5 protein-coding genes are annotated in these 13,402 nt (G+C 65.6%); all 5 read right to left on the minus strand.

The window, feature by feature from the left end; genetic code table 11:
- Positions 1 to 213: 213 nt before the first annotated feature.
- Positions 214 to 5,355, minus strand: a complete 5,142-nt coding sequence (locus tag JL101_RS25050; protein WP_203099759.1) for a cadherin-like domain-containing protein — start codon at positions 5,353 to 5,355, stop codon at positions 214 to 216.
- A 625-nt stretch (positions 5,356 to 5,980) separates the two neighbouring features.
- Positions 5,981 to 9,397 carry a glycosyltransferase family 4 protein gene (locus JL101_RS25055; protein ID WP_203099761.1) on the minus strand — a complete coding sequence of 1,139 codons (3,417 nt, stop codon included), beginning with the start codon at positions 9,395 to 9,397 and terminating at the stop codon, positions 5,981 to 5,983.
- A gap of 89 nt (positions 9,398 to 9,486) precedes the next feature.
- The gene (locus tag JL101_RS25060; RefSeq protein WP_203099763.1) at positions 9,487 to 11,103 is read right to left on the minus strand and encodes a class I SAM-dependent methyltransferase; all 1,617 of its coding nucleotides are present in this window, start codon (positions 11,101 to 11,103) and stop codon (positions 9,487 to 9,489) included.
- 260 nt (positions 11,104 to 11,363) lie between these two features.
- Positions 11,364 to 12,557 carry an ABC transporter ATP-binding protein gene (locus tag JL101_RS25065; protein ID WP_203099765.1) on the minus strand — a complete coding sequence of 398 codons (1,194 nt, stop codon included), beginning with the start codon at positions 12,555 to 12,557 and terminating at the stop codon, positions 11,364 to 11,366.
- Complete coding sequence (locus JL101_RS25070) at positions 12,557 to 13,372, minus strand: ABC transporter permease (protein ID WP_203099767.1); 816 nt, start codon at positions 13,370 to 13,372, stop codon at positions 12,557 to 12,559. Before JL101_RS25070 ends, JL101_RS25065 begins: the two co-directional genes overlap by 1 nt.
- Positions 13,373 to 13,402: the final 30 nt, after the last annotated feature.

Consider the following 13,402-nt stretch of genomic DNA (forward strand, 5'->3'; position numbering starts at 1 on the left):
ACCTCGGAACTGCGGTATCAGCCTGGGTAACCCGTCGTCGGCGCGTTCGTTTCTTCGGGGAATGGATGAGGCGGCGGCGAAATGGAAAAAGGCCGGCCCTCGCGGGCCGGCCCCTTGCCGTCTGTGTTCGTCGTCTTCGGTGCGGGGCCGCCGAAGCGGCCCCGCGGTAGTTCCGGTTTCCGCCTTGTGGAGGGGCGGGCACCGGCCCGTGGCTTACACGGTGGGATCGACGTAGAACTTGAAGTTGGCGTTGGTCAGCGGTGCTCCAAACTCGTCGGAGACACCGACCAGCGTGATCTGAAGGTCGGTACCCAGACCATCAGTATGCGTGATCGTCGTACGGTTACCGATCATCCAATCATTGGTGACAGAGAGGTCGGAGATGTCATCAATGCTGGTGAAGGCCGTGAGATCGATCTTCTCCAAGCCGCCCAGCTCGAAGTCCTGGATGGTATCGTTTCCGGAGCTGGGCTTGAACACGAAGGTGTCGTTGCCAAGACCGCCCATGAAAACGTCGTCACCCGACGTACCCGTGATCGTGTCGGCGTTGACGCTGCCGGTGATCTCGAGCCTGCCGTTGTTCTCCAGGCGGTCGGCCTCCTCGACGGCGGAGAGGTCCGCCGTGCCCGAAACCGTGATCCGCGCGGTACCGTTGGCATCGATGTTCAGTTCGTCGGCGGTCAGGCTGAAGTCCTGCACCGTCACCGTCTGGTCGGAGGCGACGTCGAAGTTGTCGCTGCCCAGACCGCCGTTGAAGGTGATGGTGTCGACGCCCGCGGGTGCCTTCAGGTAGTCGTTGCCGCCGGAGCCGTTGATCGTCAGGCTATCGAAGCTCCACTCCTCCTTGCCGCTGAAGTCCAGGTTGTCGGCGATCGCGGTGCCGTTGATGATCACGGCGCTGTCTTCGTCGCCGACGATCTTGTCGATGCTGGTCGCCTGGGAGGCGGACAGCGTCAGCCTCGCGTCCTCGACAAGCTCGAGACCGAAGGTGCCCAGCTTCGTGGCGGAGTTCAGGGTTTGCGTCCCGCTGACTTCCGCGGTCTTGGTACCGGCCACCGTGATCTGGCTCAGGTCCACCGCGGTGCTGCCGAGCCCGGTCACCGTCACGTTGCCGGCGCCGGTGATCACCTTGCCGTTGGCCTGCGCAGCCGTCAGCTCCAGGGTCACGCCCACGCCGACGTCGATCGAGCCGTCGTCGAACGAGAGACCGAGGCCGACGTCTTCGAGGTTAACGACGATCGGCTGCTCGCCGGCGTCGATGCTGCCGCTGCCGTCGGTGTCGGCGACGATGTCACCGGCGATCACGACGGTACCCGGAAGGGTCGCATCGTCATTGTCAGCGGTCCCGCTGATGCTGACGCCGTCGGCCTGGAGGGCCGACAGGGTCAGGACTTTGCCGTCCAGGACCTTGTAAGTATCCACATAGCCCAGGAGATTGGTATTGGCGGAGACGTCCAGGTCGGTCCCGACTTCCGCGGTAACGTCGGCGGCCTCGGCGATCCCGCTGAGATCCGTGTCGGCGGCCAGGCCGGTCACCGTCACGGTCACGGAACCCGTCAGGGTACCGGAGTTGAGGCTCACGACGCGCTCGTCAGCCTGATCGGCCGACAGCGTCAGCGAGGCGCTGGCGTCACCATCGATGCCGTCCCACATCTCGATCTCGAAATCACCGAGCTTGGCGTCGGCGTCGAGGATCACGTCGTCGGTAACGATCGCGACCAGCTTGCCGGCATCGGAACCGTTCTCGGTGGAGGCGGCACCGGCCTTGATGCCGGTCAGGTCGTAGGCGCTGGCGCCGTCGAGATTGACGGTGATCGAGCCGGCGTCCCTGGCTTCAGTCTCCTGGGTGTCCGGATCCTCGGCGACCGCGTCGGCACCGGTGATCGTCTTGCCGTTGGCCTGCGCAGCCGTCAGCGTGAAGGTGGCGCCGTGATCGACCTTGACGTCGAAATCACCGATCTTCGCACCGCCTGCCAGTTGGGGCTGGGTAGTTCCGTCAGCCGCCACTTCCAGCGTCTTGGAACCGGTCACCGTCACCTTGGACAGGTCGACGTCGATGGTGGAGCCGGTGGCCAGGACGATGATGCTGCCCGCACCCTGGATGCTCTCGCCGGAGATCGAGCCGCCGTCGGTCTTGAGGGTCGCCCCTTCGTCGATCTGGACGACGAAGTCACCGAGGGTCAGGCCGTTGGCCTCGACCACGCCCTTGTCGGCCGTCGCTTCCAGACCGGTGACCTTGACGATGAGGTCGCTCTGGGTCGCGTTGACGGCGCCGACGAGGATATCGCTGTCCTCGATGTTCGACAGATCTATGTCGTCAACCAGATCGGTGACGATGATCGAGGCGCCCTTGTTGCCGTTGCCGTCGACATCGCCGCCGAGGATGGTGCGCTCGTCGGCCTGGGTGGCGGTCAGGGTCAGCGTGACGTTCTGGGCGACCTCCAGTTCGAGGGTGCCGAGCTGGGCGTCCTTGTTGATTTCCAGGTCGCTGGAGACCGCGGTAGTCACTTGGCCGGCGGTGACCTGGGAGAGATTGTACGGCGATGTGCCGAAACCGGTGATGACGATCGTGCCGTTTGCGAAGGCGATGGTCTTGCCGGTGGCGAGGTCGGCGGAAACGGTCAGATCGCCGGAGCCGGTGACGGTCATCGACGCGTTGCCGAGATCGCCCGAGAAGGTGACGTCGGTGGCCGCATTGAGTTCGGCGACGATGCTGCCTTCGCCGGCATCCAGCTTGGACAGGTCGAGGCCCAGCAGGTTCTCGATGCCGGTGACCGTCAGCGTGTGGCCCGTGGTGACGTCGGCCTTGCGGCCGTCGGCCTGTTCCGCCGTGATCGTCAGGTTGCCGTCGATGTCGTGGAAGGAGTAGGTGCCCAGAAGATCCAGGCCGGTCACGCCGGAGATGTCGGAGTCGGAGGCCGAGATCAGGCGGATCAGGTGATTCTCGCCGGAGACGATGATCTTGTCGTCTTCGATAGCCTGCTCGATGTCCAGCGCCTGCTCGCCGGAGAGAATGATACGGGTGTTGGAGTCGATGGTGATCGGGCTGAGGGCGGTGGCGCCGATCAGCTGGGCCATGGTGACTTCCTTGAAGTCGCCGACGACCGTGCGGGTCATGTTGATCTCGACCGTATCGGTCGAAACCAGCTCGTTCGGGCCCTTGGCGGACTCGTAGACCACGGTGAAGGTGCGCTCGCCCAGGTCGTCCGACATGTCGACCGTCAGGCTGTTCAACAGGGCTTCGACGGTGTCGTCGCTGGCGTTCTCGTTCAGGGTGATGACGAGCTGGTCGCCGGCCTTGGGCAGGGCGGCCGTCGTGCCGATGACGATTTCCTGAGGTTGATCGTTATCGTTGATGTCGATCTTGACGCTGACGTCGTAGGTGCCGTCCACGTTGAGGATGAAGCGGGCTTGCCCTTCCTCGATCGAAGCGTCGGTCGCGACCAGGCGCAGCGTGTCGACCCAGTTGCTGCCGGTCACCGTGATCGTGGCGCCGTCCATGACCGAGCCGTTGGAGTCGAAGTCGATCTCCTCGGAACCCAGCTTATGGTTGATCCTCTCCGAAAGCTCGACTTCCTCGTTGCTCTCGTAAGGGGACTCGTCGTCCTTCGTCATCTGCGCGGCGCCCTCGACATCGAGCAGGCGCGTGAAGCTGTCCGACTCGCTGTTGCCGTCGGTCACCGTCACCTTGACGTTCAGGTCGCCCTCTTCGGAGTCGACAGTGCCGAGGCGGATGTTCTTCAGCAGTTCGGTGACGATCTCGGAGGTGGCGTTGCCGTTCAGGGTGACGGTGGCGAAGGTCGCCTCGCCGGCATCGTGACTCCCGAAACCTTCACCCTCGACCTGGCTATCGACGAAGCCGGCCTTGTAGGTGCCGATCACCGTATCGACGGCATTGCCGACCACACCGGCGCGCATGACCAGGTTGGAGCCGACGGCGTAGAACTTGCCGACGACCTCATCTCCTTCTTTCAGGGCCGGGAAGATGCCCATTTCGTCGGTCGGGATCACACCGTCTTCCAGCGTGTGGTCGCCGATCTTGCCGCTGACATCGATGCGGATCGAACCGCCCGCGAAGTTGCCTTCGGCGTCCGTGATGACCGCAGTCTCGGTTACCGCCAGAGATTCGCTGACGAACGGCGCAAAGCCGCTAATCTCGAACATCTCTTCCCCGATGCGGGTCGTCTCGGCACCGGTGATGACCGGAGCGTCGTTGACCGGGGTGAGTTCGAGAGTGGCGGAACCCTGGTCCTGATCCTGGCCGTCGGAGACGGTGTAGGTGAACTCGACGGTGCCGTTGAGGTCCTTGGCCGGGGTGAAAGTCCAGGTGCCGTCCTCGTTGGCGGCCACGGTGCCGAACGCCTCGTCGACGGAGACCTCGGTGACGGTCAGTTCGTCGCGGTCCACATCCGACGCGTTGGCCAGCAGCTGGGCCGACGTCAGGATGACGGGGACGTCTTCCGGGGAGGTTTCGAGCGCGATCGGCTCGCCGGCGACCGGGAAGTCGTTGACCGGGGTCACTTCCAGGGTGGCGGAGGTCTCGATCGACTCCTTGCCGTCGGTGACGGTGACCGTGAAGGAAACCGTGCCGTTGAAGTTCGAAGCCGGCTTGAAACTCCAGGTGCCGTCCTCGTTCGGGATCAGTTCGCCGGCCGCTTCGTCCGCCAGCGCCACCGAGGCGATGCTCGGGGTGTCGCCGTCGGCGTCCGTGACGTTGGCCAGCAGCTGCTCGGTGGTGATCAGGATAGCGTCGGCGTCTTCCAGGATCGCTTCGAGTTCCACCGGGCCGCTGGCGACCGGGGCCTGGTTGGCCGGCTGCATGTCCTCGGTGATCGCGGTGTCGACGGCCGACTTGCCGCTCTCGACGGTCGCGGCATCGTCGGTGACGCCGTCCAGGACCGCCTTGGCGGCAACGAGGTCGCCGGCGTCCCATTCGGCGCCCTTAACCTTGTACTGCTCGGTGTAGTAGGCGGCGACGTCGGCCTTGTTCTCGACCATCACGGCATCCGCGCCCTGCGCGCCGCTGATGATGTCGATGATGATCAGTCCGATCGGGCGGCCCGACGCGATCTGTTCCTTCCAGTAGTTCAGGCCTTCGGTGTCGATGCTGTCGCGGTTGAACAGGTTCTTGTAGACGGACAGCAGGAACGGCTCCGGGTCCGCCGACGGATCGGCCAGGAACGGATACTGCTCGGTGGACTCGGGCTGCACGGAGAAGCTCTGCGCGATGTCGGCGAGCGACATCGGCGACTCGTTCTCGCTGGACATCTGCTGCAACCAGTAGTCCAGGCCCTCCGGATCACCGGCGCGGCCGAAATACCCAATGTACAACTTGGAAATCAGGTTGATTGACATCCTAGACTCTTTGTTGGAGCGAAACCCTGCGGGTTTCTGGTGTGACAGGTATCGTTGAACTGTTCGTCCTGCCGAACCGCGAAGCGAGGAAGTCTCGCACCGAACCGCATAATGCAAGAAGCCTATGCCGTTCAGACATCCTAAGATTGCATGATAGGGTTAATACCCGGTTAATCAGCAGATCTTTGAGAGTCGTTCGCAGTTAGTGGAAGATCGGGATAATTCAGGTTGTTTGCCGAGGCATCCTGGAGCGGATGCCCGTCATGAGGTTCGAAGCTCAATCAACGCCGTGATCAGACTCCCTTGGACTGGCACCCGATACGCCTTCGACGCGGAAACCAGCGGCCCGGCCGGGGGACGGACGTTTCCGTGGTTTCCTGTTAAGCGCCTGGGCAGCAGATGCCGATATGCCCAGTGTTGCCTCTAAGGGTTAATTTTCTGCAACGGGAGGATGCCTCAGTACCCTAACTTTCAGCCTAGTGACATACCGCAATAAAAAAGCCCGAACCCCGCCGACAGGGCAGAGTCCGGGCTAAAATGCTATTATTTTCGGTAGGTTAGCGGATGGGGATCAGGGGCGGCGAAGGATTCCGCATCCTACCGTTTTTGATTTTTCCATAAGGGGTTATGCTAATTGTGGCTCGCGCGCCACATAGGCTTTTATGCCAAGTGTTTCCTCTGACTTTTGGGGGCGCTGAGCGCGGATGATGTTCCAGAGCCGGGCGGAAACGCGCTCCCAGCTGCAGGAAACAAGCCAGTCGCGTTGCCGGGCCAGCAGGGCCTCGATCTCCGGGCCGCCTTCCAGCACCTCGATCAGGCCCCGTGCCATGTCCTCGGGCGAGGTTCCCGGCAACCGGATCGTTACCGGGGAAACGTCGTCGAAGATCGCCAGGGGAGTCACCGCCACCGGGCGTCCGCTGGCCAGCCCCATGCGGACGGCGGCGCTCGCCGATTCCTGGGTGTGCTGGTACGGGTAGACGACGACGTCGGCCAGGGTCAGCAGGCCGATGGCGACGTTTTCCTCAAGATAGTCGGTCAGCAGGGTGACGGAGTCGCCGAGGCCCAGTTCGTCGATGGTCCGGCGCAGCGCCGCGCACTCGTCCGCCGATTCCTGCGCCGGATAGAGCGCGTTGGCCATCAGCAGATGGAGCTTCGGATCGGCCCCGCGCATCAGGGCGAAGGCCTGGAGCAGCTCCCGCAGGCCCTTGTGAGGCAGCAGGAAGCCGAAGCTGGCGATCACGCGGCGGTCCGCCAGGCCGTGGTCGCGCCGCAGCCGGGCGCTGTCGAGGTCCGGCGTGCCCTGCTGTCCCATGGGGAACAGCGCGACATTGTCCACCAGCCCGAACCCCTTGAGGCAGTTGAGGTCGTGGACGCCGTGGACGAACAGCCGGCGCGCCCGGCGCAGCGACTCGACGGCGGTGGAGAGCGAGATGAACAGGTCGGGCTTCCGCACGTCGGCCGTCGCGTGAAGGAAGACATAGACCTGCCGCCCCTGGTCCACCAGCCGGTCGATCAGGCGCGCGAAGGCCGCGAGCTGGAACAGGCCGAAATTGAACTGAAGCACGACCGAGTCGGCACCGTCGGCGATGATCCGGTCGTGCAGTTCGTCGAGCGGGTCGCTCCACCCCGCGTCCCAGCAGCGGACGACTTCGGGGCCGTCCGGATCGATGCATTGGGCGTTGCGGTTCGCCAGCACGGTCAGGCGGCCGGGCGGAACGCCGGCGGCCAGCGCCATGGAATAGCTGGCGATGCCGCACCGGGCGTTCCAGGTGGAAACCCAGGCGACACGCGGCACGGGGGCCGGTACCGGCTGGTCGGCGAGCGAATCGACGGCATGCCGCACGCGCGCCGCGACGGCTTCGGCGCCGTAGGTCCGGCGGATCAGGGCCTCGGCCGCCCCGGTGCGGCGGCGGCGCTCCTCCGGCGAGGCCGAGCGGACCGCGCGCATCGCCCGGGCGAGATCGTCCACGCAGGGTTCGGCCCAGACGGAATGGGGCAGGTTGAAATGGGTCCGGGCATAGGCGAAGCGGTAATCGACCAGCCAGGCCGTCTCGTCGGTGCAGAAGTCGGCCTGCCCGCCATAGGCGGTGACGACGACCGGCATGCCGTACAGCATCGCCTCCGCCATGGGCATCCCGAAGCCCTCGCCCCGGGTGGGCGAGACGAAGGCGTCGCACAGTTTGTAGAGTGTCGCCAGCGTCCCGGCCGGCAGATCCCGGTTGATCAGGAAAACCGGGGCATGGTCGGGATGGCGCGCCCTGAGGTCGGCGAGCTGCCGCTCGATCTCGTTATGGGGATTGGGGAAGGTCTTCACCACGAGATAGACCGGGTCGCGGCGGTCGAACGCCCTGCCCCATGCCTCCAGCAGCACGTCGGCACCCTTGCGGGGGAAACACGACGAGATGTGCAGGAAACCGAAGCCGGAAGCCCCGTCCAGCTCGGGGATGCGCTCGTCGGACGGCGGGACCGAAAGGACGTGGTCGATGCCGGTGCCGGCGACATGGACAGGGGCGACGACTCCGTTATCCTCCAGCACCTTGCCGGTATAGCTGCTGAGTACCGTCACGACGTCCAGGGTTCGGTTGAACCCGTCCACCCATTCGGCGGGGAAGCCGGACTCTTCCCAGCCGTAGCACAGCAGGCCCCGGACGACCCCCTTCATGTCGTCGACCCTGGGCGGGTAGATGTTGCGCATCACCACGTCGGCCGGCCCTTCCTCCAGGCCGCGCTCCCACATCGCGGCGGCCTCGGGGTTGGCGGCCAGGAAGGCCTGGTCGGCGGGATAGCGGCCGGGGCCGTCCATGGCGCACAGGGCGACATCCCCGCCTCCGGACCCGGGGGCGCCGCGGCGCAGGCCCAGGGCGACTTCCCGGTTCACGATGGCGAGGCTGTAGGAGCTGTCGAACGGACCTTCGATCCGCCAGGAGACCGGCTCGCGGAACGCCGCCGGCTCCGGCACGGTTTCGGGAACGGCGAAGCCGATCCCGTTCAGGAAGGAGATGAAGGACGCGATCAGCCTCTCCGGCCGATAGCGCGCGAGGGCGTCGCGCTGGCCCTGGAGCACCCGGCGGCGGAGCGGCGGCTCCTCCAGCAGCAGGCGCGCCGCGGCGGCGATCCGATCCGGGGACTTCTCGTCGAACAGGATCCCGCCGGAGCCCAGCGTCTCGGCGATGCAGGACCCGGCATAGGCCAGGATCGGCACGTCGAAGGCGTTCGCCTCGACCAGGGGCATGCCGAACCCTTCGTGCTCGCTCAGGCACAGGAACAGGTCGGCCGCCCGGTAATGGGCGTAGAGCTGGTCCTCCGGGATCTTGCCGGTCAGCACGACCGACCCGTCCAGGCCCCGCTCGGCGATCAGGCGGCGGAGATGGGCGCCGTAGCCGGCCGAGGATTCGCCACCGACCAGCAGCAGCCGCACCGGCCGGGACAGGCGGCCGGTCAGTTCGGCGACCACCTCGACCAGCTCGTGCTGGCACTTGTTCTCGCAGATTCGGCCGACGAACAGGATGTTGGCCGGCCCGGCCAGCCGCTCGGCCGTGCCGCGGTCCCAGGGAGCCTGGCGCAGCCGGTCCAGGTCCACCAGCAGCGGGATCGTGGCGACGGGACCGTAGCCGAGCGCCACCAGCTCGTCCGCGCTGTAGGTGGACATGGCGATGGCCCCGGCGAACTGCCCGGCCGCCCAGTCCGCGATCTGCCGGCGCCCCAGGTTCGAATAGTGGTGGAACGGGTTGTCGGGGGAGAAGAACCCGGCCGGCGTGATATTGTGGTACGCCAGGATCTTCGGGCTGGAGACCTGCTCGACCCAGCGATGATGATCGTGGCCCATGGAATACTGGACAATGAGCAACTGGTCCGGGGCGTCCCGGTACTCGTCGATCGAGCGGATCTCGCCCGCGAGTTCGGGCGCCACATGGACGACGTAGATCTCGGACTCAAGGCCGAGGGACCGCAGCAGCCGGCGGGTGAACAGCATGCCGTTGGTCACGCCGTCGCCGTAGGCCGAACCGCCATGGAACTGGTGGATCGCGCGCAGATGCTTCATCGCGGCAATTTCCTTCAATCTTTTGGTCCTGGGCTTCAGGCCTGCGCTCTTGCCCTGGAAGCGTGCCGGACGTTCCGGTTCGGGAGAGGTCAGACCTTGCGCGCCACGACCGCGTAGTCCTGCGGGCCGTAGAGAAGGTGGTTGAGGCGTTGCCCGATCACGTCGTCCTGCGGCAGCAGATGGTCGTCGGGGAACGGATGCAGGCGGACGATCTCCGCATCCACGAAGCCCCGCTGCCGGACCAGGAACTGGAGCACGGCGGGCGGCAGTGGATTGCGGTGGGTCGGGTCGTTGTAGAAGGTCATGCCGCCGACCAGCAGGTTTTCAGGATTGGGCGTCTCGAGCAGCAGCACGCCGCCCGGCTCCAGCACCCGCAGGGTCTCGTCCAGCAGATCCGCCAGCACGTCGAGCGGCAGGTGCTCCGCCACGTGGAAGGCGGTCACGCCGCCGATGCTGCCGTCCGCCAGCGACCGGAGATGGCCGAGGGCTTCGGCCCGCCGGGCATCCAGTCCACGGGCGCGGCACGCGGAGACCGTGACGTCGTTGGTGTCGATGCCGTAGGCCGCGAGGCCATGCTCCCTGAGGACTTCCAGCCACTCGCCCCGGCCGCAGCCGATATCCAGCACGGGCCGCTCCGGCGTGCCGGCGCCGGCCAGGACGATACGGTCGGCATGGACCGCAACCCGTGCCTTGATGTCCTCCCGGCTTCCCCGGAACGCATCCTCGAACTGGGCGTAGAAGGCGTTGAGCCGGTCGTCCACCGCCCCTTCCCTGGGCGGCGCGGACGGCCCGGCGCCGGGGTCCTGGTGGCTGGAGGTGGTGCCCCGGACCTCCAGGCTGGCGGACAGGCGGCGCTGCTGGAACAGGACCTCCTGGCGGAGCGCCGCCAGCCGGTGGCGGGTCTCCTGCTCGGCGGACTGCCGCGCCGCCGCCTCGCCGGACAATGCCGCCAGGAACTGCGCCTCCAGGGCCCGCCGGTGCTCGGCCGAGGCCCTTTCGGCGGCTTCCCTATGGTCGGCCAAGGCGGCTTCGACGGACTTCCGGTGATCGGCCAGGGCGGCTTCGGTGGACTCCCGGTGATCGCCTAGGGTGGTGTCGATGGACTCCCGATGATCCCAAAGCGCGGCCCGAAGCTGCTCCAGCTCGGCCTGGAGACGCTGTTCCGCCTGCCGGTGTTCGGCAAGGGAGGCCCTGACCTGCTCGATCTCCGACCGGAGGGTCGCGATCTCCTGGAAGGGACCGCGCATCTCCACCCGCATCACGGCGATGTCGCGCTCGGAATCGGTTCGGAGCTGCTGGATTTCCGCACGGACGCCCTGGATCTGGCCGAGGCATCCCTGGAGCCCGGCATCGACCTGCCCGCGGAACTGCGCTTCCCGGGCTCTCACCCAGGGCTCCTGCGCGGCGGCGAAGTTCCAGGCGTCGCTGGCGCGGGTCAGCGCGGTATGGGCCGCGGAGCGCGTGTCAGCCAGCCGGGCCAGTCCCCATGCCCAGGACAGCAGCGAACCGACCAGGGGAACGTCGCGCAGCCGGTGCCGGAACGGCTGGCCTTCCGACGGGGAAGGTGCCGGAGGAGGAGCGACCGTCGCGGCGACCGCGTCGGGGAACGTCGACAGCACGGGGGCTTGGGCCGGTACGGCGGGCGCCGGAGCGGGAGCGCTGGCCCTTCGGGGGACCTGGAGTTCCGCCTGGATACGGGAAGTCAACTGCGCAGTATCTACGCGGAAGTTATTCGTCTGCAGCATGAACGCTCACCGTGGGACAACTCAAGCTCTGATGCGCATGCATCTTGCGGATCCGTAAGCACTGCCCGCTCTTTCGGTCAGCACGACATCAGCATCGCCGCTGTCATCAGGCGCTCTTTTTGGCATTTCATCGGGGCCGCGTCTCCACTGTTTCGACGCGCTAACCCCAAAGAGGAAGTTGTCCTGTAAAATGCTGTCTTCATTGGATCCTGTGCCGGACGTCAGCGCACGTGCAGGTCCGGCTGGAGGCGGCACATCCCGGCGAAGACGGGGCCGCGGATACCGGCGACCTCGAAAGTCGTGATGCGGTCGTGCCAGTGGAAGCACTGATCCACATGGGACTCCCGGGTATGGAGCGCCGCGGTGATGGTGTATTTGCCGGGGCTGATATCCATCGGCATGGTGAAATCGACATGCCGGTGCTCGCCCTCCTCTATTGAGAGGGGCTGGTCGAGCAGGTAGGTGTTGATCCCGAAGATGTCCTGGCCGAACCGGTCGCGGATCATGATGCCGACCGTGAAATCCTCCACGCTCCGGTTGGCGCGGAAACTGACGGAGATGTTCGTCGTCTCGCCCGAGCTGACCACCTCGGCGTTGGAGCCTTCGCCGGCCACGGTCACGGAAAGGATCTCCAGCTCGCGGCTGCCGTAGGATGTCTCCGCGCCGTTGGACAGCTCGGGCCGCTCCACCTGGATGGCCGTCCTGGCGAGCTGGAAATTATAGGCGTTGACGACCCGCTCGGGATCGCCGTCCTCGACCACCCGCCCCTGTTCCAGCAGGATCGCCCGGTCGCACAGCACCTTGATCGAGTTCATCTCGTGCGAGACGAAGATGATCGAACCGCCGCCGGCGCGGAACTCGCGGATCCGCTTCATGCATTTCTGCTGGAAATGCGCGTCGCCCACGGACAGGGCCTCGTCGACCACGAAGCAGCGGGGGTCGGCATGGATGGCGACGCTGAAGGCCAGCCGCATCAGCATGCCGGACGAGTAGGTCTTCAGGGCCTGGTCGAGGAACTTGCCGAGTTCGCTGAACTCGGCGATGGCTTGGCGCTTCCCGTCGATCTCCTCGCCCGACATCCCGAGCATCAGGCCGTTGGATCGGATGTTGGCCCAGCCGGAAAGCTCATGGTTGAAGCCGGTGCCGAGTTCCAGCAGGCCGGTGATCTTGCCGCTCGTTTCCACGGTGCCCTTGTCGGGCAGCAGGATGCCGGTCAGGAGCTTGAGCAGGGTGGACTTGCCGGCCCCGTTCCGGCCGACGATGCCGACCGTTTCCCCGTCCGCCACCGTGAAGGTCACGTCCCGGAGCGCCGTATGGACCGTGTGGCGGGTGCGGCCGGTCAGGATCTCCTTCAGCCGGTCCGACGGCTTGCGGTAGAGATGGAAGGTCTTGTGGAGGTTTTCGACACGGATCATCAGAGGAAATCCCGGATATCGCGCTCGAGCGCGCGGAGCATCAGCAGCGAGGCGGCGAGCAGGACGCCGCCGGTCACCGCGAGCGTGACCATGTCGTCAACCACCGGCATGCCGCCGTGGACGAAGATCTCATGGTAGCTTTCGATGAACAGCATCGACGGGTTCAGCTCCAGCCAGCCGCGGATCCCTTCCGGCACGATGTCCGCCACATAGACGATCGGGGTGAACCAGAACCAGAGCTGGAGCACGATGCCGACGATTTCCTTGACGTCGCGGATGAAGACGATCAGGCAGGCGCAGATCAGCCCGATCGAGAAGGCGAGCACCTGCTGCAGGACGAAGATGAGCGGCACGAACAGGATCCCGGCCCCGAGAGGGTGGCCGAAGGCGATCAGGTACATCAGGAAGACGGCCATGGTCACGGCGAAGGTCACCGCCTCCGACAGGACGATGTAGCTGGCCAGCAGCGGCATCGACAGGCGGACCTTGGACAGGATGTGCTTCTTGTCCAGGAACACGGTCGTCACGCGCGAGATCGTGTTGGCGAAGGCGGTCCAGGGCACCACGCCCGCGACCAGATAGACGCTGTAGGCGTAGGTGTCGGAGTTGCCGGGCAGCCGGGCTCCCATGATCTGGGAAAAGATCAGGGTGAAGATCGTCACCTGCACCAGGGGCCAGATCAGGACCCAGGCCAGCCCCAGGACGGATCCGGAATACCTGTCGACGAAATCCTGTCTTGTCCAGTTGACGACCGTACCAAGGTTGAAATTCGAACGGTCAGAACGTCGGCGCCGCGAAAGCATCGGCAATGTCATCTTTGTCCCTGTATTGAACTTTCCTGCCCT

This window comes from Skermanella rosea, from assembly GCF_016806835.2.
Taxonomy (GTDB): domain Bacteria; phylum Pseudomonadota; class Alphaproteobacteria; order Azospirillales; family Azospirillaceae; genus Skermanella; species Skermanella rosea.